Genomic DNA, 24,426 nt, shown 5'->3' with positions numbered 1-24,426 from the left:
CGTCAGGGGGGTGCGGGGGTCCCGTGCGGGTGGTCCCTCGCGGGAAGCGGGATAACGGGGGCCCGTACGGAAGCGGGACCACGGGGGTCCGCTACGGGATCGCGGGAGCGGGGCACCGCTCAGCGCAGCGCCTCCGCCACCTCGCGGGCCGCGTCCACCACCCGCAGCCCGACCCGCTCGGGTACGGCGTCCGCGAGCATGACCACGCCCACGCTCCCCTCCAGCCCGGTGACCCCGACCAGCGGCGCGGCGGCACCGCAGGCACCGGCCTCCAGTTCGCCCTGGGTGAGGGTGCAGGCGGGCTCGGCGGCACGGGTCTGCCGGGCGGCGAGGATGGCGCGCCCGGCGGCACCCCGGTCCAGCGGGTGCCGGAACCCGGCGCGGTAGGCGACGTGGTAGTCGGTCCAGGTCGGCTCGACCACCGCGACGGCCAGCGCCTCGGTGCCGTCCACCAGGGTCAGGTGCGCGGTCGCGCCGATGTCCTCCGCGAGCGAGCGCAGCGCGGGCAGCGCGGCCTCCCGTACCAGGGGGTGCACCTGGCGGCCCAGGCGCAGCACCCCGAGCCCGACGCGGGCCCGGCCGCCGAGGTCGCGGCGGATCAGCGCGTGCTGCTCAAGGGTGGCCAGCAGCCGGTACACCACCGTGCGGTTCACGCCCAGCCGTACGGACAGCTCGGTCACGGTCAGCCCGTGGTCGGTGTCGGCGAGCAGCTTGAGGACGCGCAGTCCACGGTCGAGCGTCTGCGAGGTCTCGGCGGTCACGACGCCCACTCCTTCGGCGGTGAGACCGGTGCCTCCGCGCGGCGGATGCGGCCCCGAGTCCGTCGGCACCGCGCTGCGGAGGTCACCGATCGGCAGGACGGCCCGGCCGCTGTGGGCGCGTGTCGCTTCACGGCTGCGCCCCGCAGTTGTACTGCCACGGGGCGTGTGCGTAGCGGGACAGTAGCGAAGGGGGTTCGCTGAGCGGAAGTCTCCGTCCAGAATCCGGTCAGCACCCGGCCCCAACTGGAAGGATTCGTCCCGGTACGGGAGTTGGGGTGCCGGGTCCGCCGGGGTCGCGGCGCGGGTCAGCGCATGCGGGTGGCCCACTCCTGGACCTTCTCGATGCGCTGGCCGAGCTGTCCGGCGGTGGCCTCGGCGCTGGGCGGACCGCCGCACACCCGGCGCAGTTCGGTGTGGATGACGCCGTGCGGCTTGCCGCTCTGGTGGACGTAGGCACCGACGAGGGTGTTGAGCCGCTTGCGCAGCTCCATCATCTCCTTGTGGCTGACCACCGGCCGCCGCTCGGCGGGGAGTTCGAGGAGATCGGCCTCGGTGTCGGGCTTCTTGCGGCTGTGCGCGATCTGCCGTGCCTGCCGCTTCTGGAGCAGGAGTTGGACCTGGTCGGGCTCCAGCAGCCCCGGAATGCCGAGGTAGTCCTGCTCCTCCTCGCTGCCGGGGTGGGCCTGCATGCCGAACTCGGCGCCGTCGTAGAGGACGCGGTCGAAGACGGCCTCGGACTCCAGCGCCTCGAACGAGAACTGCTCCTGCTCGCCGGTGTCCTCGTCCTGCTCCTTGTTCGCCTCCTCCATCTCCTGCTCGGACTCGGCGTACGGGTCCTCCTCGCCGTTCTTCTTCGGCTTGTCGAGGGCGTGGTCCCGCTCCACCTCCATCTCGTTCGCGAAGGTCAGCAGGTCCGGCACGGTCGGCAGGAACACGGAGGCGGTCTCGCCGCGCCGCCGGGAGCGGACGAAGCGGCCGACGGCCTGCGCGAAGAAGAGGGGGGTGGAGATGGTGGTGGCGTACACCCCGACCGCGAGCCGGGGCACGTCCACGCCCTCGGACACCATGCGGACGGCGACCATCCAGCGGTCCTCGCTCGCGCTGAAGTCGTCGATGCGCTTCGAGGCGCCCGCGTCGTCGGAGAGGACGAGGGTGGCCTTCGTACCGGTGATCTCGCGGATCAGCTTGGCGTAGGCGCGCGCGGACTCCTGGTCGGAGGCGATGACCAGGGCACCCGCGTCCGGGATGCCCTTCCTGACCTCGGTCAGCCGCTGGTCGGCGGCGCGCAGCACGCTCGGCATCCAGTCGCCGCGCGGGTCGAGCGCCGTACGCCACGCCTGGCTGACGGCGTCCTTCGTCATCGGCTCGCCGAGCCGCGCCGCGATCTCGTCGCCCGCCTTGGTGCGCCAGCGCATCTGCCCGCTGTACGACAGGAAGATCACCGGGCGCACGACGCCGTCGGAGAGCGCGGAGCCGTATCCGTACGTGTAGTCGGCGGCGGAACGGCGGATGCCCGCGTTGTCCTCCTCGTACGCGACGAAGGGGATCGGGTTGGTGTCCGAGCGGAACGGGGTGCCGGTGAGCGCGAGGCGGCGGGTGGCCGGCTCGAACGCCTCCAGACACGCCTCGCCCCAGGACTTGGAGTCACCGGCGTGGTGGATCTCGTCCAGGATGACGAGCGTCTTGCGCTGCTCGACGCGGTTGCGGTGCAGCATGGGGCGGACGCCGACGCCCGCGTACGTCACGGCGACGCCGTCGTAGTCCCGGCCGAGCGGACCCGCGCTGTACTCCGGGTCCAGCTTGATCCCTATCCGCGCCGCCGCCTCGGCCCACTGCTTCTTCAGGTGCTCGGTCGGCGCGACCACGGTCACCTGCTGGACGACGTGGTGGTGCAGCATCCAGGACGCCAGCGTCAGCGCGAACGTCGTCTTTCCGGCACCCGGGGTGGCCACGGCGAGGAAGTCGCGCGGCTGCTCCTGGATGTACTTCTCCATCGCCCCCTCCTGCCAGGCCCGCAGCTTGCTCGCGGTACCCCAGGGCGCGCGGCCCGGAAAGGCGGGTGACAGGTGGTGCGACGAGGCGGGAACGGCGGAAGTAGTCACGGTCTCCGAGGCGGGGGTAGGCCGACATGGACGACATCCCGCCGGAGCGGGAACCGGGCCACCCTACCGGCGCGAGCGGCTCCGCCGGGGGCGGACGGGGGTGGGTCGGGGAGGGTGCGATTCACGTCACAGGGGTTCGCCGAGTTGCTGGTGCTGCCCAGGGCCGCCCGTAAAGGTCACCGTTCGCCGAGCCGTCTGCTCACCCACGTACCGAACAGGGCGACGACAGCCATCGGGAGGAAGACGGCGGCGAAGGCGACGGGGTGGAGGTGGGCGGCGGAGCCGGTGGTGTGGGCCGCGGTGACGGCCGCCGCGCCGCCCCCGCCGAGCGCGGCGAAGGCGGCACCGGCGGCGGCGAGCAGGACGACGTTGGAGAGGGCGTCGGAGATCTGGAGGGCGGCGGAGTTGGCACCGGCCTCGCGGGGCGGGGAGAGCTGGAGGAGCAGCACGCTGGTGGAGGAGATCACCAGCCCCATCCCGAAGCACCCGAACCCCCAGGCGACGGCGACGGTCCACACCGGCACCCCGGCCAGCAGCACACTCGGCGCGGCGGCGATCGCGGCGGCCACCAGCGCCATCCCGAACGTCATCAGCCGCTCCCGGTACGGCTCGACGCGCGGCCGGGACTGCACCCACGACCCGAGCGCCCAGGTCAGCCCGCCCGCCGCCAGTGAGAACCCGGCCAGCGTCGGCGACAGCCCGCGCTGCGTGACGAGCATCAGCGGCACGAACGACTCCGCCGAGATGAACGCCCCCGCCGACACCCCGCGCAGCAGCACGACCGACGGCAGCCCGCGTACGGCCCGGTAGGTCCCGCGCGGCAGCAGCGCGAGCACGGCCGGTACGAGGAGGGCGGCGCCGACGACACCGGGGAGCAGCGAGAGCCAGCGCAGGTCCTGGGCGGCGTACTGGAGGAGTCCGGCGCCGAGGGAGATGGCGAGGGCGTGGCGGATGCGGCGGGGCTCGGGGGGACGGGTCGTACCGGTGTCCCGGGTGTTCCCGGTGTCCCCGGTGTTCCCGGTGGGCGTGGGGTCGGGGGCGGTGCGGCGGCGGATCTGCGGGAGGGCCAGGGCGAGGGGCAGGACGACGAGGACGGGGATGCCGAGGAAGACCCAGCGCCAGCCGAGGTGTTCGGTGACGGCGCCGGAGGCGAGGGGGCCGACGATGGAGGGGACGACCCAACCGGCGGCGAAGGCGGCCATGATGGCGGGGCGGAGCCGTCCGGGGTAGGCGCGGCCGACGACGACATAGAGGGCGACGATGACTAGTCCCCCGCCGAGCCCCTGCACGGCCCGCCCCAGGATGAACACCCACATGCCCCGCGCGGTCCCGGCGACGACGAGTCCGGCCGCGAACGCGGCGATTCCGCAGGTCAGCGGCGCGAGCGGGCCCCGCCGGTCGGACCACTGCCCCGACAGCACCATCCCGAACAGGCTGGTGGTGAAGTACCCGGAGAAGGCGAACGCGTACAGCCCGACCCCGTGCAGTTCCCGCGCGGCGACGGGCATCGCCGTTCCCACGGCGGTCGCCTCGAACGCGATCAGCAGCACGACGGACACGATCCCGACACTGAGCGCCCGGTACTCGGCTCCCAGCACTCCACCGCTCTGCCGGTCGTCGGTGAGTGGGGGGTCCTGGGACCGAACGGCACGCATGAGAGCCAGCGTAAGGCCCTTCACCCCGGTTGACCCCTGTCAAAAGCCGCCCTCTGTGTACGCCACCAGTCCTAGGACCACTCTTCGTGAACGCCGCGTGGCAACCCCATTGCACCCCGCCCGCACTCCTTGAACCCCCCACCCCCGGGCTCCTACGGTCGTACTCGTCACCAACCCGGCCGTGTGCCCGAGTGGCCCAGGGACTCGCCTGCAAAGCGAGGTACGCGGGTTCAATTCCCGCCACGGCCTCTGTTCTTCGACAGAGGGAAAGGGAGCGGCACCTCTGAAAGCGGGTACCGCTCCCTTTCGTTTTCCCGCGCGATCCGCCGGACGCCCGAGCGAAGTCCCCTATTGCCGCTCCACCCCGTGCCGACAGTTGCGGACAGCGCGCGCCGCCTCGAAACGGGCGTTCGCGTCACCACGCTCCTTCGCCGCACCGAGTTGCCTCATCAACTCGGCACAGCGCTCGCAGCCCTCGTGCGGCTTCGCCTCGTACAACCAGCCGTCCAGCGGCAGATCGACAGCAGGACCGGGATACCGCCGCCCGCTCATCGCCCTCCGTGGCGCGGGCAACGACACGACTCCGTCCCACTGCCCATTTGCACCGACAAGGGCAATTCATCCCCGCGCGGCACCGAGACGGTACGCACCGGCCGCGCGGGAACACGGCCTGGTCCGACCTTGTAGATCCTGATCGTCATCTTGGGCCCCGCCGGTTCCCCGGACGGGGCGGTACTGTCGTTCATGTCCACGCTCCTCAACGGCGTTGACCGTGCCCCGGAACCGTGCCAGCGGCCGCCGGGGCTTCGCACTTCTCGTGACAGGGCGATGTGCGCGCGCTTACGTGGCGTGTTCGCCCGACAAAAAAGAAGACTGGACCGGTGGACCGGTCCAGTCAAGCGGATCGTGGATTCTCTACCGCATGGGGTATGTCGTCGTCTCCTCGAAGACGTGGGAGGGCGTGACCCCTTGCTCGCACACCAGCGGCCGATGCTGCTCGTCATAGGCCACGTGGAGCACGACCGCCACGGCTGTAAGGGCGTCCACCTCCAGGAGAAGGGCCTCGTCGGGCTGGATCAGGCGGACCGTCGTGGTGTCCACACCCTCGGCCGGGGAGCGCCCCGTGGTCCGGCGTACGTAGTGGGTCGTGCCCTCGGCGATCGGGCCTTCCTGGGACAGCTTGGGGGACAGGTTCGCGACGGCGGCCGGGAACCACGCGGTGACCAGAGTGCCCGGCCGGGCGTCGTCGAGCAGTACCAGGCGCGATCTGCGCAGCGCGGTCTCCCCCGGCGTCAACTCCAGCGCCTCGGCGATGCGCTCGGGCGGCACGACCCGGTCCGGGGCCCCCAGCCTCCGGTACGGCGCACCGCCCGCGATCCGGCTGGAACCCTTACCACGGCCGCCCGCAGGCCGCGCGAGAGGCGTCTCCGCAACGGTGAATCCCGAGCCCTGTCGAGCCTCTACAAGACCGTCGAACCGCAGCATGTCGTATGCCTTGACCACGGTCGCCCGCGACACCTGCCACTGCTCCGCCAGATCACGGCTTGAGGGCAGCAACTCACCGGGACCGAACTCGCCTGCGGCGACCCGGGTGCGGAGATCCTCCGCGATCTGCTCGTACTTCAGCAGGGCCATGACGCACTTCCGATCAGTGGACTGGTCCACCGGTCTACCATCAGAATGCCCGCATGACGAAGCCCGAGTTGGCACCGGAGATCGCCAGGTTCTACGGCGAGACCGTCGATGAGAGCACCCGGCTGAGCGGTACGGCGGACGGGGTGCTGGAGATGGTGCGGACTCAGGAGTTGTTGCGGAGGTGGCTGCCGCCGGTGCCGGCGCGGGTGCTGGATGTCGGGGGTGGGCCGGGGGCGCATGCGCGGTGGCTGGTGGGGGACGGGTACGGGGTGCATCTGGTCGATCCGGTGCCCCGGCATCTGGAGCAGGCGGAACAGGTGGGCGCCACCGTGGAGTTGGGGGATGCTCGGCTGCTCACGGCGGCGGACGGCAGCTTCGACGTGGTGCTGTTGCTCGGGCCGCTGTACCACCTGGTCGAACGGGCGGACCGGGACCGCGCGTTGGCCGAGGCGGCACGGGTACTGAAGCCGGGCGGGCTGCTGGCGGCAGCCGGGATCAACCGGTACGCGTCCCTCTTCGAGCATGCGGCCTTCGCGCATCTGCACCGCCCGGCGATGCGCGAGAGTGTCGGCGCGATCCTCGCCACCCAGGTCCACGACGGGAAGAAGGCGTTCACCTCGGCCTACTTCCACAGCGGAGCGGAGCTCGGTGCGGAGGTCCGGGCGGCGGGGTTCGAGGAGACCCGGGTGTTCGGGGTGGAGGGTCCCGCCTGGTCGATGCTCGCGGCCGCCGAGCGCGGCACCGGCGGCGACTTCCGGGACACCGACCTCTTCCGCTCCGCCCTCACCGCCGCCCGCCTCGCCGAACCCCACCCCGAACTCCTGGCCGCCGGCTCGCACTTGCTGGCCCTCGCCCGCCGCCCCGCCTGACGCACGGCATCCCGGACCGCGCTACGGCGACCTGCTCCGTCGCCCCACCGTGCCCTCCTGTCGCACGCCAGGTGTACGGTCCCCCCGTCGTGATCAAGAAGTACTGACGGTTCCTGGGGGGAACATGCGGCAGCGGACGAAGACCGGGGTCGGGCTGGGTGCGGTGGTGGTCGCCGTGCTGGCCATTGGCGGGTGTGGCGGGGCCCAGGGGCAGGGCGGGGCGGAACGTGCGGGCGCGAGCGCGGGCACGCGGAGCAGCGGTGCGACGGCCGGGGCCACACCAGCCCCCGTCTCCTCCGCACCGGCGACCCCGACGACCCCGGCGGACCGACTGGCCGCGCTCGACGGCGGGACCCGGCCCGCGGCCCAGTATCAGGACGTGCTCGGCGCACTGGCCCCGCGCTGCTCCGAGGACCCCGCCCACCTCGCCGGGATCATCGGCAGCACCCTGTCGGACCTCAAGAAGCACGGCGCCGGTGAGGAAGACGCCTTCGGTGTCCTCCAGCACCTGGAACAGAGCGTCCCCGCGGGCGGCAAGCCGGTCGCGTGCGAGAAGGCCGCGGCGAAATACGCCGCCTCACGCGAGGCGAACTAGCCGACCCCGCCCCGCCAGCCCCACCCCGTCCCGCCAGCCCCACCTGCCCCGCCGGTCGGCGAGACGCCTCACAGCACGCCGCTCGCCTCGTTCTCCAGCAACGAAGTCCAGTAGTGCCAGTCCGCCGAAGCCGAAGAAGAAGCCGACACCCCCGGCCCCGGCTCCGACCCCGTCCCGTCCACCGCCCCCAGCGTCTCCCGCATCACCGCCGCCAGGTGGTCGTGGGCGGTGGCCGTCAGTTCCCCGTCCAGGTGGGTGTTGATGGTGTGCTCGTGGTGGAGGAGCCAGAGGGTGAAGGTGAGGGTGGAGAGGTCGGTGTTGAGGGGGTGGAGGGCGCCGTCGTCGTCCGCGTAGGTGAGGACCGCGCCGGTGCGGCCGTCGAGGAGCAGGCTGTGGGCCTCGGCCAGCGCGCCCACCCGGATCAGGTGGTCCGCGTGGGCCGGGAGGCCGGAGAGGCTCTCCTCCTCCGCGTACTCCGTGAGCGTCGGCAGCGGGATGTCCGTGTCCGCGTGGAAGACGGACGCCTGCTCCGGGAGGCCCGCGTCGCGGAGGAACCGGCGGGTCGGCTCATGGGTCAGGGTCGGCGGGAAGTCCACCTCGTCGAAGCGGGCCATCCGGCCCGGTCCGAACTCCTGCTCCAGCACCCGCGTCGGCACCTCCAGCGTCAGGCCGTTCGCCGTGCCGGGGCCCGCCAGCAGGGAGAGCGGGCGGATCAGCGCCGTCGCCTTCCAGTACGGCGGGAGCACACCGTCCGTGCCCTCCTCGAACAACGCCAGCAGGCGGCGGGACGCCTCCGTCGCCGTCGCCACGCCGTACTGCCCGGCCAGCGAGGCGAACCGCCCGCGCAGGCCCGCCAGTTCCTCGGTCGCCGCCGCGAAGCGGAGCAGGGTCGTCAGGGACGGGGCGAAGGGGCGCGGGGCCGAACCCCGGTGCAGATACGCCGTGCTGATCTCGCCCGTCGCGCCGTCGAGCAGGATCGACTCGCGCCCGGCCGCACCGCGCCGGGTCCCCGCCGGGGACAGCAGTTCGCCCATCACCAGACGGTCGCGCAGCTCCTCCGCCAGCCGCAGCGGGCCCTCCGTCGCCTCCGCGCAGGTCCGCAGACCGTGGGCGCGCAGCGGGGAGAACGTCAGCGGGCCGGTGTCGGCGGGGGCACCCGCCGTGGCGAGCAGGCCGCGCGTGGGCGCGTGCGTGACGTACCGGTCCAGTTCCGCCTCGGTCAGCGCCACCGCCGCCGTACCCGCGTCCGCCCCCGTCGTCCTCATCGCTCCCCCGCCTCCGCACGCCGTCCTGTCACTGGGGAGGACAGTACGCCCCACCACTGACAACGGCTCAGAAATAGCGCAGAGCACGGGATTTCAGCAGGTCACAGCGGGAGCACGGCGGCTCCCCACGCCCTCAGCCGCGCGTGAAGTACACCCCGCCGAGCACCACGGCCAGGGCCGCCACCACGAACAGCAGCACCCAGAAGAACAGCTTCCCGACGCTCGGCGGCGGCTCGTACCGCCGCTCCTCCGTCACCGTACGGTCGGTCGCAGCCGCAGCCGCAGCCCCGGCCCCGGCCACATCCCTGTCCCCATCCACGTCCACGTCCACATCCACGTCCGCGCTCATTCCGCGCCGCTCCTCTCCCGCGCTCACCGCTCCACCACCACGGCCGCCTGCGGCCGGATCGGCAGCCGGTTCACCGGCCGCCCCGTGGCCGCCCGCACCGCCGAGGCGATCGCGGCCGGGGACGTCACCACCGGCACCGCGCTCACCGACTTCGCGCCGAACGGCGCCACCACGTCCCGTTCCTCGACCAGCCGGACGATCCGGATGTCGGGCGCGTCCAGCGCGGTCGGCAGGGCGTAGCCGGTGAGGTCGGGATGGCGGACGAGCCCGCGCGGGGTGCGCAGGTTCTCGGTGAGGGCGATGCCCACCCCCTGCGTGACGCCCGCCTCGATGCGTGCCGTGAGCTGCGCCGGGTTCAGCACCCGGCCTACGTCCTGTGCCACCGCCAGCTCGACCACGCGGACCGAGCCCAGCTCGATGTCCACGTCCACCACCGCGCGGATCGCGCAGAAGGCGAGGCCGACGAAGGCGTCGCCCTGGCCGTCGGCGTTCAGGGGCTCGGTGGGGTGGGGGCGGCACTGGGCGGTGGCCCAGAGGGACTTCCCCTCCAGGGCCTCCGCGACGGTGGTGGAGAGCACCCCGTCGTACGAGGTGATCTTGCCGTCGGCGATCTGGAGCAGTTCGGTGGACATGCCGAAGGTGTGCGCGAGCGGCTGGAGGAGCTGGGTGCGGACCATCTTGGCCGCGCGTTCCACCGCGCCGCCGGAGACCCAGGTGTGCCGTCCACGGCAGCCCGCTCCGGCGGGCGGCTGGTCGGTGTCCACGGGGGCGACGCGGACCTCGTCGATGCCCAGGGTCTCCTGGACGATCTGCCGGGCCAGCGTGGTGAAGCCCTGGCCGCTCTCGACGGCCGCGCACAGCACGGTCGCCACGCCGTCCTCGACCTTGACGGTCGCGGTGGACACCTCGTCGGCGCCCTCCGCCCCCAGCATGTGCACCATGCCGAGGCCGTAGCCGACGCCCCGGCGGACCGCGCCGGGCTCGCCCGCGCCCTCGGGACCGCCGGGCAGCAGCCACTCGTCCTCGGGGGCGTCCTTGGGCAGCGCGGGCAGCGGTTCGTCGCGTACCGCCTGGAGGAGTTCGGCGACCGGCGCCGGGCAGGTCACCGTCTGGCCGATGGGGAGGACGTCCCCGGTGGCCAGGACGTTGCGCAGGCGCAGGTCGGCCGGGTCCTGGCCGAGTCTGCGGGCCAGCTTGTCCATCTGCGCCTCGTACGCGGCGCACACCTGCATGGCGCCCTCGCCGCGCACGTGCCCGGAGGGCGGGTTGTTGGTGCGCACCGCCCAGCCCTCGATGAACGCGTTGGGCACGACGTACGGGCCGCAGGCGAAGGAGACGGCGGCGGCGAGCGCGTCGGCGGAGGTGTCGGCGTAGGGACCGGCGTCGAGCAGGATCTGCGCCTCGACCTTGACCAGCCGCCCGTCGGCGTCGGCGTGGTGGCGGTAGCGGAGCAGGGTGGGGTGGCGGTGGGCGTGCCCGAGGAAGGACTCCTCGCGGGTGGCGGTGAGCTTGACCGGGCAGCCGGTGGCCAGCGCGAGCAGGCCGAGCGGGAGTTGGAAGCCCTGGTCCTCGCGGTCGGCGGTGGCGCCGGGCACCCCGGTGACGACGATCTTCACCTGTTCCGGGGAGAGCCCGTAGCAGGCGGCGGCGGTGTTGCGGTCGGCGTGCGGGTCGGTGGAGGCGAGGTACAGCTCGACCCCGCCGTCCGGGCGCGGTACGGCGAGTCCGGCCTCGGCGCCGATGGGCGCCGGGTCCTGGCGGCCGATCCGGTACAGCCCCTCGACCACGACCTCACCGGCCGCGTCCGGGTCGCCGTGACTGAGCGGGATGTGCCGGATCAGGTTGCCGTCGGGGTGCAGGGGCTCGGCCTCGAACGCCTGCTCCGGGTCGGTGACCGGGTCCAGCACCTCGTACTCCACGATGACGGCGGCGGCGGCCATCCGGGCGGTGTCGGGGTGGTCGGCGGCGACGGCGGCGATGGGCTCGCCGTGGTGGCGCACCACCTCGGCGGCGAACACCGGCCGGTCGGGGGTGCCCCGGCCGTGGCGCGGGGTGCCGGGCACGTCCTCGTGGGTGACGACGGCGCGTACGCCGGGCATCTCGCGGGCGTGCCGGGTGTCGATGGAGACGATGCGCGCGTGCGCGTGCGGGGAGCGCAGTACGGCCGCCCAGAGCAGGCCCTCGGCCCACAGGTCGGCCGCGTAGGGAAAGGTGCCCTCGGTCTTGGCCGCCGCGTCGGCGTGCGGCAGGGAGACGCCGAGGCCGTGCGGGAGCGGTTCGGGGCCGGGGACGGCCTCCGGGTCGCCGGGGGCGGTGAGGGGCGCGGTGGCGGCATCCTGGCTCACGCCTGGCCTCCGTCCTGGCCGTGGTGCGGTTCGTGCGGGCCGTCGTGGGGTGCGGGGGCGGCGAAGGTGCCGGGGCTGTCGAAGACGCCGGGGGCGTCGAACGCGGAGTGGTGCACGCCGCCGGAGCCGGGGCCCGCCTGGTGCGGGATGCGCGGCTCGCCGTCGTCGTCGGCGCCGCGTGCCTCGCGTTCGGCGACGACCTCGCGGACGGCGTCCAGTACGCCCCGGTAGCCGGAGCAGCGGCAGAGGTTGCCGCACAGGGCCTGCCGGGTCTCCAGTTCGGTGGGGGCGGGGTTGCCCTCCAGCAGGTCGTGCACGGTCATCGCCATGCCGGGCACGCAGAACCCGCACTGCACGGCGCCGCAGCGGGCGAAGGCGCGCTGCACGTCGGAGGGCTGCCCGTCGGCGGCGAGGCCCTCGACGGTACGGACCTCGCTGCCCGCCGAGGTGACCGCCGGGACCAGGCAGGAGGCGACGAGCCGGCCGTCCACCTGGACGTTGCAGGCGCCGCACTCACCCTGCGAGCAGCCGTCCTTGGCCCCGGCGAGGCCGAGGCGCTCGCGGAGCACGTAGAGCAGGGACTCGCCGATCCAGGCGTCCGCGACGGGGCGGTCGGTGCCGTTGACGCGGAGCACGTAGGAGGCGAGGGGGTGGTCGTCGTGCGGCGGGAGGGGTTCGGGGGCGGGCTCCTCCGCGACGGGGGCCGCCGGGGGCGCCTCTGCATCTCCGGCGGACCCGGCGGACCCGGCGGACCCGGGGGCCTCCGCCTCCGTCCCGGCGGCCTCGGGCACGTCCTCGGGCGCGTCCTCCGGTGCCTCTCCGGCGGCCTCGGGGCCCTCGGCAGCGGTCTCGGGTCCGGCGGGCTCCTCGGGGCCGTCCAGGGGCGTCCCGGCGGCCTCCGGGGGGCCCTCGGGGTCGTACGGCTCGTCGGGCGCGTCTTCGTACCGCTCGTCGCGCGGACCGGGTCCGGCGGGGCCGCCCTGTTCGTCGTACGGCGCCCGCTCCCCGTGCCCGGCGGGCCTCGGATAGGTCACCGGCTCGACCAGCTCGGGGTGTTCGGCGGGCGGGGCCTCCGGGGCGTACCCGTGGGCGGCGCCTTCGGGGTGGCGCGGGGGGAGCTGGCCCCAGGGCTGTCCGGCGCCCTCGGTCGCCCAGGGCGCCGGTGCGCCGCCGGGGAGCGTGGCGGGCGGGGCGGTGCCCCACTGCTCGGCCAGCGCGGCGGGGCTGAACTCCCCCGACTCGTCCGGGAGATCACCGCCCGCGACCGGGATCGACCACTGGCCGGTGACCTCGTGGCCGGGGGCGGGCGCGGCGGTCTCGTCGTACGCCCACGGCTGGGTGGCGTCCGGCCGGTAGGTGAACCGGTCGTCGGCGGGGTGCCGCGGGGGGGCCGCGTCCGGGTCGGCCCACTGGTGGCCGTCGGCCGGGGCCCAGCCGCCGTCCTGGTCCTCGGCGGGCGGGGCGGCGGCGATGCGCGGGGGCACGTAGCCGTGGCCGGGCGCGGCCAGCGGGCTGTCGCCGGCCAGCAGGGCGTCGATGCCCCCCTCGGGGAGTTTGACGAACGCGGTGGCGCCGTCGTCGTAGTCGCCCTGGGGCAGCGGGTCCCACCGGCTGCCGCCGGGGGGCGTGCCCTCTCCGTGCCGGTCGTCGGTCACGACAGCGCCCTCCCGAGTGCTCGTCGGGCCAGTGCGGCGACGGTGCGCCGCAGATGCAGTACGGCGGGCGGCAGCGGGACCACCGAGCCGTCGGGTTCGGGTGCCGGGTCGGGGATGCAGGCCGCGGCGACGTACTCCCCGAAGGCGGTCAGCGCCTCGGGGACCAGGGCGCGGTCGTTGTCCCAGTCGATGAGCGAGGCGACCCACTGTTCGGCGTCCAGCGGGCGCAGCGGCATGGGCGCTATGGCGCCGACCGCGCAGCGCACTCCACGCCGGGCCGGGTCGAGGACCAGCGCGACCGAGGCGAGGGCGCGGCCGGGGCCGGTGCGCCCGGTGGCCTTCAGGAAGACCTGGGGGGCGTGCAGCAGCGGGACCCGGACGAAGCCGATGAGTTCGCCGCCGCGCAGCATGTCCACCCCGGCGAGCAGGTGGGACACCGGGATCTCGCGGCGGGCGCCGTCGGGCCCGGCGATGACCAGGGTGGCCTCCAGCGCGGCCAGCACCGGCAGCGCGTCGCCGGTGGGCGCGGCGGAGGCGATGTTGCCGCCCAGGGTGCCCGCGTTGCGGATGTGCGGGGGGCCTGCGGCGCGGGCGGCGGCGGCGAGCGCGGGGATCAGCGCGGCGAAGTCGGGGCGGCCCATGCGGGCGTGGGTGAGTCCGGCGCCGAGCAGGGCGTGTCCGTCGAGGTACTGCCAGCCGCGGATCTCGCTGATGCGGCCGAGGCCGACGAGCGCGGCGGGCCTGAGCTGGCCGGAGTTGACGGCCGCCATGAGGTCGGTGCCACCGGCCACGGGGACGGCCGCGGGCAGCGCGGTGAGGGCCGCCACCGCCTCGTCCAGGGTCGTGGGCAGCGTGACGGCCTGCGCCGCCCCGGGTGCGTGCGTGGTCAAACCGGCTGCCCCTTCCCGCTGCCCCACCTGTTCCGACCTGTGTGGCCGTACGGTACGTGGTCACAGGTCGGACGTGGCAACTCTGGCACATCTTCGCAGGGGCCGAACGCGGGGGTCCGCTAGGAGGTGTTCGTCCCTGTCGTCGCGGGGTTGACGGGTTTTCGTGGCACTTCTGCGGAGCGTACGGATCAAACCTCTTTGGGGAGCACTGGGAGGTTTGTCCGGTGTGCGCGGGCGCACGCCCACCGGACCGCACTCCCCCGCGCACCCCCACGGCGCCCCCGTGTCCACGGCGCCTCCCTGCCCCCGGCGCCCCCGGCCATCCGCCCCGCCCACCGCGCCTACCGGTTCGGCGGCGGCCCGTCCTTCGGCCGTCCCAGCACCCCGGGCCGCCGCTGCCAGGGGTGCGGTCCGGCGGGCGGCCGGTACGCCACCCCGAGGGCGTCGAGCCGCCGGTAGTGCTCGCTCATCCGGCGCTCGAAGTCCGCGAAGTCCCGTGCCGCCGGGGCGGGAAGCTCGCTCCAGGCGACCTCCGCGAGCGCGGCGAGGCGCGGGAAGGTCTGGTAGTCCACCCGCCCCGCGTCCTCCATCACCTCGGTCCACACGTTGCCCTGAGTGCCCAGCACATGGCGGGCCTCGGCCTCGGTGAGCGCCTCGGGGACCGGCTCGAAGCGGTACACGTCCTCCAGGGTGCGCACATGACTGATCGGCACCGGCTCGTCCTCGCCGGGCGCCTGACGGTGGTCCAGGTACACGTACTGCTCCGGGCACATCACCACGTCGTGCCCGGCGCGGGCCGCCGCGATCCCGCCGCCGTAGCCGCGCCAGGAGGCGACGGCGGCCCCCGGCGCGAGACCGCCCTCCAGGATCTCGTCCCAGCCGATCAGGCGCCGCCCGCGCGCGGCGAACCAGCGGTCGAAGTGCTTGATGAACCAGGACTGGAGCGCGTCCTCGTCGGCCAGCCCGAGATCGGCGATGCGGGTCTTGGCGGTGACCGACTCCGTCCACTGCTCCTTGCGGCATTCGTCGCCGCCGATGTGCACGAACGGCGAGAACTCGGCGGCGTCGGCGGGGAACAGCTCCAGGACTTCCTCGAACACGCCCTCGTAGAAACGGAGTACGTCCTCGGTCGGGGCGAGCACGTTGGCGGAGATTCCCCAGTTGTCCCAGACGGAGAGCGCGGCGGTGTCCACCACGTCGGTGTTGCCGAGTTCCGGATAGGCGGCGATGGCGGCCTGGGAGTGGCCGGGCACGTCGATTTCCGGGACCACGGTGATGTGCCGCTCGGCGGCGTAGGCGACGATCTCGCGGATGTCGTCCCGGGTGTAGAAGCCGCCGTGCGGCCGGTCGTCCCAGAGCGGGGAGGCGCGGTGCCCGAATTTCGTCCGGGAGCGCCAGGAGGCGACTTCGGTGAGGCGCGGATACCGCTCGATCTCGACGCGCCAGCCCTGGTCGTCGGTCAGGTGGAAGTGGAACACGTTCAGTTTGTGGGCGGCCATCAGATCGAGATAGCGCAGCACCCCGTCCTTGGGCATGAAGTGCCGTGCCACGTCCAGCATCAGCCCGCGCCAGCGGAACCGGGGCGCGTCCTCGACGGCCGCCGCCGGGTACACCCAGGCGTCCCGGCGGGCGAGCGGCGCCCGCCGGAAGGCGTCGGCGCCGAGCAGCTGCCGGAAGGTCTGGGCGCCCCAGAACACCCCGGCGGGGCTCGCCCCCTCGATCACCGTCCCGCCGTCGCCGTGGCGCAGCCGGTACGCCTCGGGGCCGCCCGCCTCCGTCTCCAGTGCCGGTACGACCCGCAGCGTGATCCGGTCGCCCTCGCGGGCGGGGTCCAGCGGGAACCCGGTGGCCGCGCCGAGGGCGCCGCGCAGCCAGCGGGCGGTACGGGCGGTGCCGGGGCCCTCGTCGATGCCGGTCCCGGCGTGCAGGGTGAGGGTCCCGGCGGGCGCCAGTCGGCGGGGGGCTGGGACCAGTCCGGCCGGAACGCCGGTGCCGTCGTGGGGAGTCGCGTCGATCACATCAGTCCTTGACCGCTCCGCCGAGTCCGGAGACCAGGCGTCGCTGTACGAGTACGAAGAAGATCAGCACCGGGACGGTCATCACCGTGGACGCGGCCATGACACCGCCCCAGTCGGGCTCGTCGGGCTTGTAGAAGACCAGCAGCGCCATCGGCAGCGTGGACTGCGAGATGTCGCTGATGAGGAACGACTTGGCGAAGAGGAAGTCGTTCCAGGCGGAGATGAAGGAGAACACGCTGGTGGCCACCAGGCCGGGAAGGACCAGTGGGAAAAGGATCTGCCAGAGGAATCGCCCGCGGCTCGCGCCGTCCAGGTAGGCGGCCTCCTCCAGCGCCTCCGGAACCGCTTTCACGAATCCCCGGAGCATCCAGATGGCGAACGGCAGCGAGAACGCGATGTGCGGCAGGATCAGCGAGCTGAGCGTGTTGAGCAGCCCGAGGTCGCGCATCTGGAAGAACAGCGGGATGGTGAGCGCTTCCACGGGCACCATCTGCGCGGCCAGGAACATGATCAGCAGTGTCGTGCGGAACCGGAAGCGGAATCGCGCGACGGCGGTCGCCGCGAGAAAGGCGATCAGCGCCGAGACGGCCACCACACTGCCCGCCACGATCAGGCTGTTGAGAAAGTAGCGCCCGAATTCCTGCTGCCCGAACACCCGCCGGAACGAGTCAAGGGTCGGGGTCAGCGTCCACGGGCGGGGCCGGTCGGACTGGATCTCCCCGGCCGGTTTGAAGGCGCTCAGGACCATCCAGTACAGCGGGAAGGCGACCACCACGGCGGTCAGCAGGGCCGTCGCCTCGGCCGCGAGCCGCCAGGGGCGCCGGACGCGCACCGCGCGAAGGTTCACAGTTCCTCCCCCTGTCGGCGCAGCAGCCGCAGGTACAGCAGGGTCACGGCGAGCAGGAGCAGCAGCATGATCACGCCGATCGCGGAGCCGAGCCCGTACTCGGAGGACGCGAACGCCTGCTGGTAGGCGTACACGTTGAGCACCATGTTCTGGCCCGCGATGCCGCCGCCGTTCGTCATGACGTAGATCTGCGTGAAGACCTTGAAGTCCCAGATCACCGACTGGATGGTGACGACGGTGAGGATCGGGCGGAGCATCGGCGCGAGCACCGAGCGCCAGGTCCGCCACTGCGAGGCGCCGTCGAGCGCGGCGGCCTCCAGCACCTCGGCGGGCACGGCGCGTATCCCGGCGTAGACGGTGACCATCACGAACGGGAAGGAGGACCAGACCACTTCGAGCAGGACGAGGAGGAAGGCGCTGTAGCGCCCGTACGTCCAGGAGTGGTCCCCGAGGCCGAGCAGCCGGTTGACCGGGCCGAAGTCCGGGTCGAACAGGAACAGCCAGACGGTGGAGCCGGTGACGGCCGGGGTCGCCCAGGCGCCCAGCGCGGCCAGCATCAGCGCGAGCCGGGGCACCGCCCGCACCCGGGTGAGCAGCACCGCGAGCGCGCAGCCCACGGCGAGCGTGCCGAGCACACAGGCCGCCGCGAAGAGCACGGTGGCGAGCAGCACCTGCCAGAACTGCCCGTCGGAGAAGACGTCCGCGTAGTTGCCGAAGCCCCGGAACACGGTCGGTTCGCCGCCGCTGACCTGGGCCTGGGTGTAGCGGAAGAAGGAGATCAGGCCGAGCTGGTAGACGGGGTAGACGAGCAGCGCGCCGAGCACGGCGAGGGCGGGCGCGAGGTAGAGCCAGGGCGTCCAGCCGGGCGCCCGGCCCACTCCCCCGCGCCCGGCCCGCCCGGTGCGCGGGGCGGGCGCGGGGGCGTGGGCCGGGACGCCGGGGACGGCCGCGGCCCCCGGCTCGGCGGCCTCGGTCACCGGGGTCACCCGGCGGAGCCGAACGCGTCGTTCATCCTGGTCGCGGCGGACTGGGAGGCGGCGTCCACGCTCTTCTTGCCGCTGACGATCTCCTGGAACATGGTCGGCAGCACCAGCGAGGAGTCGATCTGCGACCAGGCGGGGGATGCGGGCACGAACTTGGCACCGGCCGCGAGGGTGGCGACGAACGGCTTCACGAACGGCTGCCGGGTCGCCGCCTGGTCGCGCACGTCGGTGAAGGTGGGCAGGAAGCCCATCGCGTCGAAGAGTTCGGCCTGCGTCTTCTTGCCCGCGAGCCGCTCCATCAGGTCCACGGCGAGCGTGCGGTGCCGGGTGCTCTTGAGCACGCCGATGTTGTTGCCGCCCGCGAAGGCCGGGGCGATGGTGCCCTTCTCCACACCGGGCAGCGGGACGACGGCGTACTTGCCCCCGACCGAGCCCGCCTCCACGGCCGCGTGGCTGAAGTCGCCGCCGATGGCCATGCCCGCCTTGCCCCCGGCGAACGCGGTCACCGTGTCGTTGCCGCCCATACCGGCGCACTTGGCGGCCGGGCAGTTGGCGGCGCCGAACAGGCTCGTGTACTCCTTGATGCCCTTGCGCGCGGCGGCGCTGTCGATGGCCGAGGCGTACGAGCCGTCCTTGCCGGTGGCCAGGTCGCCGCCGTTGGCCCAGATGAACGGCATGGCGCCGTAGGTGTAGGCGCCGCCGACCGCGAGGCCGTACATGCCGGGTCTGGCGGCGTGGATCGCGCGGGCGGTGGTGGCGAGTTCGGCCAGGGTGGCCGGGGGCTTCAGGCCCAGCTCCTTGAACACGTCGGTGCGGTAGTAGAGCGCGCGGACCCCGACGTAGTAGGGCGCGCCGTAGACCTTGCCGTCCACGGTGACGGACTGGCGGGCCGTCGGGTCGGTGCTCTTGGCCTCGTTCCAGGCCGCGAACTCCTTGGTGATGTCGAGGAGTCCGCCGTCGTGGACGTATCCGGCGGTGTCGGTGTTGCCGAACTCCATGATGTCGGGCGCGGAGGCCGGGTCGTTGAAGGCGGCCTTGACGCGCTGGGCGCGGGTCTCGACCGGGATGTACTCGACGGACACCTTGGTGCCCGCGTGCGCCTTGCGGAAGTCCGCGACGACCGCGTCCACGACCTTCTGCTTGGGCGCGTTGCCGACCTCCTGGAACAGCCAGACGCGTACGGTGCCGGACTTCTCGTCCTTGCCCGAGGCGGAGTTGGACGAGGACTGGGGGGCGCACGCGGTCGCTACGGCGAGGGTGAGCAGCGCGGCGAGTGGGACGTACGGCTTCATGGAGCGTTCCTCCGGAGAGTGAGCACGTTGCAACATGTGCAATGACTGTTTCGCTCTGCACAACTCCACGGAGGCTATGAAGAACATGAACACGACGACAAGAGGTCTCCACCACTCTGTGACCGGAAAACGGGACCGGAGGGCGGGAACCGGAAGCGGACGCGCAAGCGGAAGGCCCCCGGAACGCGCGGGCACGCGCTTCGGGGGCCTTCCGGACAACAGGGGCCGGACGTCGGGGGCCGGGGGCCTTCCGCCGGGGGCGGGGCCGGGGCCGGGGGCCTACTTCTTCTTGTCGCCGTCCCCGTCGCCGCCCTTGCTCATCGACTCGTAGATCTCCTTGCACATGGGGCACACCGGGTACTTCTTCGGGTCCCGGCCGGGCACCCACACCTTGCCGCAGAGCGCGACGACGGGGGTCCCGTCGAGGGCGCTCGCCATGATCTTGTCCTTCTGGACGTAATGGGCGAAGCGCTCGTGATCGCCGTCGCCGTGGGACACCTGCGGCGTCGGCTCTACGAGGGTTCCCGTACCAGACCCGCGCTCGGGCTCCTGAGTGCTCATGGGAGCCAAGGGTACTGAAGCGCGCGGCCGTCAGTTGAGCGACGGGTCCTCCGGATAGGTCGCCAGCATCGCCAGCTCACCGCGCTGCCGCCGCAGCACCGCCCGCCACAGCCGCTCGGGCGCCGGGGAGGACACGTCACCGGGCTCGGACTCCACCACGTACCAGGCACCCTGGGACAGCTCGTCCTCCAGCTGGCCCGGCCCCCAGCCCGCGTACCCGGCGAAGATCCTGAGCGAGCCGAGCGCGGCGGCCAGCAGCTCGGGCGGGGTCTCCAGGTCCACCAGGCCGATCGCCCCGTGCACCCGCCGCCAGCCCAGCGGCCCGGCGCCGCCGGGGATCACCGCCACCCCGAGCGCCGAGTCCAGCGACACCGGACCGCCCTGGAAGACCACACCGGGCTCACCGGCCAGCTCGGCCCAGCCCTGGAGGATGTCGCCGACGCCGACCGGGGTGGGCCGGTTGAGGACGACACCGAGGGAGCCCTCCTCGTCGTGGTCGAGGAGCAGCACCACCGCGCGGTCGAAGTTCGGGTCCGCCAGGGCGGGTGTGGCCACGAGCAGCCGCCCCGTGAGCGAGGACACCTCGGTCATGCCTGCCATGATCCCGCATCCCGCCCCGCACCGGGAGGCGATCCGCCCCGGCCGGGCGAGGGTGCCGGGGGGCGGCAGGGAGCACGTACGGCGCACACGCCGCGCCGGTGACCCGACGCGTCCGGTTCATAACGTTTCGTGTTGTGACAGACCTATGACGCGACCCGGCGGCCCGCGGGCTAACAAGACGGGGGTGATCGGCGTTTACCCTGTCTTCCCGGCCCCTGCGCAATGTGACCGGCCGATCCCTGCCCGACTCTTCGGAACGCGAGATCCATGACCGTCAACGACGATGTCCTGCTTGTCCACGGCGGAACCCCGCTGGAGGGCGAAATCCGTGTCCGCGGCGCGAAGAACCTCGTGCCGAAGGCGATGGTCGCGGCCCTGCTGGGCAGCGCGCCGAGCCGGCTGCGCAACGTACCGGACATCCGCGACGTGCGCGTCGTACGCGGCCTGCTCCAACTGCACGGGGTGACGGTCCGGCCCGGCGAGGAGCCCGGCGAGCTGGTGATGGACCCGACCCGCGTGGAGAGCGCCAACGTCGCCGACATCGACGCGCACGCCGGTTCCAGCCGCATCCCGATCCTGTTCTGCGGGCCGCTGCTGCACCGCCTCGGCCACGCGTTCATCCCCGGCCTCGGCGGCTGCGACATCGGCGGCCGTCCCATCGACTTCCACTTCGACGTGCTGCGGCAGTTCGGCGCGGTCATCGAGAAGCGCGCGGACGGTCAGTACCTGGAGGCCCCGCAGCGGCTGCGCGGCACCAAGATCCGGCTGCCCTACCCCTCGGTCGGCGCCACCGAGCAGGTGCTGCTCACCGCCGTGCTGGCGGAGGGCGTCACGGAGCTGTCCAACGCGGCGGTCGAGCCGGAGATCGAGGACCTCATCTGCGTACTGCAGAAGATGGGCGCGATCATCGCGATGGACACCGACCGCACCATCCGCATCACCGGTGTGGACCAGCTCGGCGGCTACACCCACGCGGCCCTCCCGGACCGCCTGGAGGCCGCGTCCTGGGCGTCGGCGGCGCTGGCCACCAACGGCAACATCTACATCCGCGGCGCCCAGCAGCGCTCGATGATGACGTTCCTCAACACCTACCGCAAGGTGGGCGGTGCCTTCGAGATCGACGACGAGGGCATCCGCTTCTGGCACCCCGGCGGCCAGCTCAAGTCCATCGCGCTGGAGACGGACGTCCACCCCGGCTTCCAGACCGACTGGCAGCAGCCGCTGGTCGTCGCGCTGACCCAGGCCACCGGGCTGTCCATCATCCACGAGACGGTGTACGAGTCCCGGCTCGGCTTCACCTCGGCGCTGAACCAGATGGGCGCCCACATCCAGCTCTACCGCGAGTGCCTGGGCGGCTCCGACTGCCGCTTCGGCCAGCGCAACTTCCTCCACTCGGCGGTCGTCTCCGGCCCCACCAAGCTCCAGGGCGCCGACCTCGTCATCCCCGACCTGCGCGGCGGCTTCTCCTACCTCATCGCCGCCCTCGCCGCCGAGGGCACGTCCCGCGTCCACGGCATCGACCTCATCAACCGCGGCTACGAGAACTTCATGGAGAAGCTCGTGGAACTCGGCGCCAAGGTCGAACTCCCCGGCAAGGCCCTCGGCTGACCCCGGGCACGCGAACACGCGAAATGGGCGGTCCCCCCTGTCGATCAGGGGGGACCGCCCATTTTCTGGAACGTCTCACGCCGAGGCGCCCGGTCAGGGGCGCGGAAACCCGCGCGGGTGAACCGGCGCTGTCAGCGGAACGTCACTTGCCCTTGGCGGCTTCCTTGAGCTTCGAGCCCGCGGAGACCTTCACGCTGAAGCCGGCCGGGATGTTGATCGGCTCACCGGTCTGCGGGTTGCGCGCGGTACGAGCGGCACGGTGGGTGCGCTCGAAGGTCAGGAAGCCGGGGATGGTGACCTTCTCGTCGCCCTTGGAGACGATGTCGCCGACGACGTCGGCGAACGCGGCCAGAACGGCGTCGGCGTCCTTGCGGGTCACCTCGGCGCGGTCGGCCAGCGCGGCCACCAGCTCACTGCGGTTCATGTTCTTACTCCCGTGTTCTTCTTGCCGTGTAGGCGTGAGGTGAGATCGATGCCGATGCGCTCGCGCCCGAAGACGCATCCTGCCCCTACCTGCGGCGCGAAAGCCAATCCGGCACCCGTAGGAGTCGTGAGACCACCCTGGGGAGTCACACGAGGAGCGCCTGCTCGGCCGTCACCCTAGAGGGCGTCCGCCGGTCGGGGGTTCCGCGACGCGCCGGTGCGCCGGCCGCCGCTCACCGCCCCCGACCCTACGGCACGGCGTCCTGGACGGCGCGACGGGCGGGGCAGGGGGGTCAGGAAGCGGCGCCCGCCGCCCGCGCGGCCTCGCTGACGGCACCGGCGACGGCACCGGCGACCTTGTCGTTGAAGACGCTGGGGATGATGTAGTTCGGGTTCAGCTCGTCCTCGCCGACCACGTCGGCCAGCGCCGTCGCGGCGGCCAGCATCATCTGGGTGTTGACGGTGCGGGACTGGGCGTCCAGCAGGCCGCGGAAGACACCCGGAAAGACCAGCACGTTGTTGATCTGATTGGGGAAGTCGGAGCGGCCGGTGGCCACCACGGCGGCGGTCTGACGGGCGACCGCGGGCTCCACCTCGGGGTCCGGGTTCGCCAGCGCGAACACGATGGCGCCGTCGGCCATCGCGGCCACGTCGTCGCCGTCGAGGACGTTGGGCGCCGAGACGCCGATGAACACGTCCGCGCCGCGCACGGCCTCCTTGAGGGTGCCGGTGAGGCCCTCGGGGTTGGTGTTGTCCGCGATCCAGCGCAGCGGCGAGTCGGCGGACGCGGCCACCAGGTCCTCGCGGTCCGCGTGCACCACGCCGTGGATGTCGGCGACGACCGCGTTCTTCACCCCGGCCGCCAGCAGCAGCTTCAGGATGGCCGTGCCCGCCGCGCCCGCGCCGGACATGACGACCCGGATGCTCTCCATCGACTTGCCGGTGACGCGCAGCGCGTTGGTCAGCGCGGCCAGCACCACGATCGCGGTGCCGTGCTGGTCGTCGTGGAAGACGGGGATGTCCAGCGCCTCGCGCAGCCGGGCCTCGATCTCGAAGCAGCGGGGCGCGGAGATGTCCTCCAGGTTGATGCCCGCGAAGCCGGGGGCGATGGCCTTGACGATCTCCACGATGGCGTCGGTGTCCTGGGTGTCCAGGCAGAGCGGCCAGGCGTCGATGCCCGCGAACCGCTTGAACAGGGCGGCCTTGCCCTCCATGACCGGCAGCGCGGCCTTGGGGCCGATGTTGCCGAGGCCGAGCACCGCCGAGCCGTCGGTGACGACCGCGACGGAGTTGCGCTTGATGGTCAGCCGCCGGGCGTCCTCGGGGTTCTCCGCGATGGCCATGCAGACCCGCGCCACACCGGGCGTGTAGACCATCGAGAGGTCGTCACGGTTGCGGATGGGGTGCTTGGACTGCATCTCGATCTTGCCGCCGAGGTGCATCAGGAACGTACGGTCGGAGACCTTGCCGAGGGTGACGCCCTCGATGCCGCGCAGCTGCTGGACGATCTGGTCGGCGTGCGCGGTGGAGCTGGCCGCGATGGTGACGTCGATACGGAGCTTCTCGTGGCCCGAGGCGGTGACATCGAGGCCGGTCACCGAGCCGCCGGACGCCTCCACGGCGGTGGTGAGCTGCGAGACCGCGGTTCCGCTCGCGGGCACCTCCAGCCGGATGGTCATCGAGTAGGAGACGCTGGGCGCCGTTGCCATGCCGACTTCCTCTGCTTTCACCGTGTCGCGTGTTGTGCCGTCCGATCGTCGCACCTACCGCCGAGTACGTGGTAGCCGCCCCGGATTGAGGTTGTTTTGTTCACAGCCGCACGGCCCGGAGATACGGCGGCGGAAGCGGCGCGGCACGCGAAAAAGGAGGCCCACGTCACCCTGGGGTGACGTGGGCCTCCCACGTTCATGACACCGGCCCGCCATGCTCGCCTCGCGGCAAGTGGTCGCTCGTGGCGACTAAGGTTGGGCCCG

The 24,426-nt window shown here is 72.8% G+C and carries 21 protein-coding genes and 1 tRNA gene; 4 read left to right on the top strand and 18 right to left on the bottom strand.

Annotation, left to right across the window (positions count from 1 at the left end; all coding sequences use genetic code 11):
- Positions 1-119 precede the first annotated feature (119 nt).
- The 3 genes from KUM39_RS08370 to KUM39_RS08360 all read right to left on the bottom strand — a co-directional run bounded on the left by KUM39_RS08370 (position 120) and on the right by KUM39_RS08360 (position 4,518).
- Complete coding sequence (locus KUM39_RS08370) at positions 120-761, bottom strand: IclR family transcriptional regulator (protein WP_217784797.1); 642 nt, start codon at positions 759-761, stop codon at positions 120-122.
- A gap of 305 nt (positions 762-1,066) precedes the next feature.
- Positions 1,067-2,863 (bottom strand): DEAD/DEAH box helicase, encoded by a 1,797-nt coding sequence (locus KUM39_RS08365; RefSeq protein WP_217784796.1) that lies wholly within the window; start codon positions 2,861-2,863, stop codon positions 1,067-1,069.
- Positions 2,864-3,039: 176 nt separating this feature from the next.
- On the bottom strand, positions 3,040-4,518 hold the full coding sequence (locus KUM39_RS08360; RefSeq protein WP_217784795.1) for an MFS transporter: 1,479 nt from the start codon (positions 4,516-4,518) through the stop codon (positions 3,040-3,042).
- Positions 4,519-4,695: 177 nt separating this feature from the next.
- Between KUM39_RS08360 and KUM39_RS08355 the strand changes: the two genes are divergently transcribed.
- A tRNA-Cys gene (locus tag KUM39_RS08355) sits at positions 4,696-4,767 on the top strand.
- 99 nt (positions 4,768-4,866) lie between these two features.
- On the opposite strand, the gene KUM39_RS08350 is transcribed toward KUM39_RS08355, so the two are convergent.
- On the bottom strand, positions 4,867-5,091 hold the full coding sequence (locus KUM39_RS08350) for a hypothetical protein (RefSeq protein WP_217784794.1): 225 nt from the start codon (positions 5,089-5,091) through the stop codon (positions 4,867-4,869).
- A gap of 342 nt (positions 5,092-5,433) precedes the next feature.
- Positions 5,434-6,153: a GntR family transcriptional regulator gene (locus KUM39_RS08345; RefSeq protein WP_217784793.1), complete on the bottom strand. Its 720-nt coding sequence runs from the start codon at positions 6,151-6,153 to the stop codon at positions 5,434-5,436.
- A gap of 53 nt (positions 6,154-6,206) precedes the next feature.
- On the opposite strand from KUM39_RS08345, the gene KUM39_RS08340 reads away from it, so the two are divergent.
- Both KUM39_RS08340 and KUM39_RS08335 read left to right on the top strand, forming a co-directional pair.
- The gene (locus tag KUM39_RS08340) at positions 6,207-7,022 is read left to right on the top strand and encodes a class I SAM-dependent methyltransferase (RefSeq protein WP_217784792.1); all 816 of its coding nucleotides are present in this window, start codon (positions 6,207-6,209) and stop codon (positions 7,020-7,022) included.
- A 124-nt stretch (positions 7,023-7,146) separates the two neighbouring features.
- The gene (locus KUM39_RS08335; protein WP_217784791.1) at positions 7,147-7,617 is read left to right on the top strand and encodes a hypothetical protein; all 471 of its coding nucleotides are present in this window, start codon (positions 7,147-7,149) and stop codon (positions 7,615-7,617) included.
- Positions 7,618-7,685: 68 nt separating this feature from the next.
- Here the strand turns inward: KUM39_RS08335 and KUM39_RS08330 are convergent, their stop codons facing one another.
- The 11 genes from KUM39_RS08330 to KUM39_RS08280 all read right to left on the bottom strand — a co-directional run bounded on the left by KUM39_RS08330 (position 7,686) and on the right by KUM39_RS08280 (position 20,413).
- Complete coding sequence (locus KUM39_RS08330; protein WP_217784790.1) at positions 7,686-8,882, bottom strand: SUKH-4 family immunity protein; 1,197 nt, start codon at positions 8,880-8,882, stop codon at positions 7,686-7,688.
- 133 nt (positions 8,883-9,015) lie between these two features.
- Positions 9,016-9,231, bottom strand: coding sequence for a hypothetical protein (locus KUM39_RS08325; protein ID WP_217784868.1), 216 nt, complete (start codon positions 9,229-9,231; stop codon positions 9,016-9,018).
- A 23-nt stretch (positions 9,232-9,254) separates the two neighbouring features.
- Positions 9,255-11,576, bottom strand: a complete 2,322-nt coding sequence (locus KUM39_RS08320) for a xanthine dehydrogenase family protein molybdopterin-binding subunit (RefSeq protein WP_217784789.1) — start codon at positions 11,574-11,576, stop codon at positions 9,255-9,257.
- Positions 11,573-13,231 carry a 2Fe-2S iron-sulfur cluster-binding protein gene (locus KUM39_RS08315; protein ID WP_217784788.1) on the bottom strand — a complete coding sequence of 553 codons (1,659 nt, stop codon included), beginning with the start codon at positions 13,229-13,231 and terminating at the stop codon, positions 11,573-11,575. Before KUM39_RS08315 ends, KUM39_RS08320 begins: the two co-directional genes overlap by 4 nt.
- Positions 13,228-14,121: an FAD binding domain-containing protein gene (locus KUM39_RS08310; protein ID WP_217784787.1), complete on the bottom strand. Its 894-nt coding sequence runs from the start codon at positions 14,119-14,121 to the stop codon at positions 13,228-13,230. The genes KUM39_RS08315 and KUM39_RS08310 overlap by 4 nt, the downstream gene beginning before the upstream one ends.
- Before the next feature lie 341 nt (positions 14,122-14,462).
- Positions 14,463-16,139 (bottom strand): beta-N-acetylhexosaminidase, encoded by a 1,677-nt coding sequence (locus tag KUM39_RS08305; protein WP_308288083.1) that lies wholly within the window; start codon positions 16,137-16,139, stop codon positions 14,463-14,465.
- 1 nt (position 16,140) lies between these two features.
- Positions 16,141-16,986: a carbohydrate ABC transporter permease gene (locus tag KUM39_RS08300; protein ID WP_217784786.1), complete on the bottom strand. Its 846-nt coding sequence runs from the start codon at positions 16,984-16,986 to the stop codon at positions 16,141-16,143.
- On the bottom strand, positions 16,983-17,864 hold the full coding sequence (locus KUM39_RS08295; protein WP_217784856.1) for a carbohydrate ABC transporter permease: 882 nt from the start codon (positions 17,862-17,864) through the stop codon (positions 16,983-16,985). The genes KUM39_RS08300 and KUM39_RS08295 overlap by 4 nt, the downstream gene beginning before the upstream one ends.
- A 104-nt stretch (positions 17,865-17,968) precedes the next feature.
- Positions 17,969-19,261 carry an extracellular solute-binding protein gene (locus KUM39_RS08290; protein WP_217784785.1) on the bottom strand — a complete coding sequence of 431 codons (1,293 nt, stop codon included), beginning with the start codon at positions 19,259-19,261 and terminating at the stop codon, positions 17,969-17,971.
- A gap of 279 nt (positions 19,262-19,540) precedes the next feature.
- Entirely contained in the window at positions 19,541-19,822 is a 282-nt protein-coding gene (locus KUM39_RS08285; protein WP_217784784.1) for a DUF3039 domain-containing protein, read from the bottom strand.
- A gap of 30 nt (positions 19,823-19,852) precedes the next feature.
- A complete protein-coding gene (locus KUM39_RS08280) occupies positions 19,853-20,413 on the bottom strand; it encodes a YqgE/AlgH family protein (protein ID WP_217784855.1) in 561 nt (186 codons plus the stop codon).
- Between the two features lie 276 nt (positions 20,414-20,689).
- Between KUM39_RS08280 and murA the strand changes: the two genes are divergently transcribed.
- Complete coding sequence (gene murA, locus KUM39_RS08275) at positions 20,690-22,030, top strand: UDP-N-acetylglucosamine 1-carboxyvinyltransferase (protein ID WP_217784783.1); 1,341 nt, start codon at positions 20,690-20,692, stop codon at positions 22,028-22,030.
- 142 nt (positions 22,031-22,172) lie between these two features.
- Here murA and KUM39_RS08270 read toward each other — a convergent pair whose 3' ends face one another.
- Together KUM39_RS08270 and KUM39_RS08265 are read right to left on the bottom strand one after the other, a co-directional pair.
- A complete protein-coding gene (locus KUM39_RS08270) occupies positions 22,173-22,454 on the bottom strand; it encodes an HU family DNA-binding protein (protein WP_217784782.1) in 282 nt (93 codons plus the stop codon).
- A gap of 292 nt (positions 22,455-22,746) precedes the next feature.
- Positions 22,747-24,162: an NAD-dependent malic enzyme gene (locus tag KUM39_RS08265; protein ID WP_217784781.1), complete on the bottom strand. Its 1,416-nt coding sequence runs from the start codon at positions 24,160-24,162 to the stop codon at positions 22,747-22,749.
- Between the last annotated feature and the right edge of the window lie 264 nt (positions 24,163-24,426).

This window comes from Streptomyces corallincola (genome assembly GCF_019104725.1).
Classification (GTDB): domain Bacteria; phylum Actinomycetota; class Actinomycetes; order Streptomycetales; family Streptomycetaceae; genus Streptomyces; species Streptomyces corallincola.
The sequence above is the reverse complement of the archived record's forward strand: the minus strand, read 5'-3'. Positions and strand labels throughout refer to the sequence as shown.

Bases quoted from the DNA above. Each gene is read 5' to 3' on its own strand.
- murA (WP_217784783.1), top strand. From the start codon at position 20,690: ATGACCGTCAACGACGATGTCCTGCTTGTCCACGGCGGAACCCCGCTG.
- KUM39_RS08285 (WP_217784784.1), bottom strand. From the start codon at position 19,822: ATGAGCACTCAGGAGCCCGAGCGCGGGTCTGGTACGGGAACCCTCGTA.
- KUM39_RS08290 (WP_217784785.1), bottom strand. From the start codon at position 19,261: ATGAAGCCGTACGTCCCACTCGCCGCGCTGCTCACCCTCGCCGTAGCG.
- KUM39_RS08265 (WP_217784781.1), bottom strand. From the start codon at position 24,162: ATGGCAACGGCGCCCAGCGTCTCCTACTCGATGACCATCCGGCTGGAG.
- KUM39_RS08325 (WP_217784868.1), bottom strand. From the start codon at position 9,231: ATGAGCGCGGACGTGGATGTGGACGTGGACGTGGATGGGGACAGGGAT.
- KUM39_RS08360 (WP_217784795.1), bottom strand. From the start codon at position 4,518: ATGCGTGCCGTTCGGTCCCAGGACCCCCCACTCACCGACGACCGGCAG.
- KUM39_RS08280 (WP_217784855.1), bottom strand. From the start codon at position 20,413: ATGACCGAGGTGTCCTCGCTCACGGGGCGGCTGCTCGTGGCCACACCC.
- KUM39_RS08330 (WP_217784790.1), bottom strand. From the start codon at position 8,882: ATGAGGACGACGGGGGCGGACGCGGGTACGGCGGCGGTGGCGCTGACC.
- KUM39_RS08335 (WP_217784791.1), top strand. From the start codon at position 7,147: ATGCGGCAGCGGACGAAGACCGGGGTCGGGCTGGGTGCGGTGGTGGTC.
- KUM39_RS08345 (WP_217784793.1), bottom strand. From the start codon at position 6,153: ATGGCCCTGCTGAAGTACGAGCAGATCGCGGAGGATCTCCGCACCCGG.
- KUM39_RS08340 (WP_217784792.1), top strand. From the start codon at position 6,207: ATGACGAAGCCCGAGTTGGCACCGGAGATCGCCAGGTTCTACGGCGAG.
- KUM39_RS08270 (WP_217784782.1), bottom strand. From the start codon at position 22,454: ATGAACCGCAGTGAGCTGGTGGCCGCGCTGGCCGACCGCGCCGAGGTG.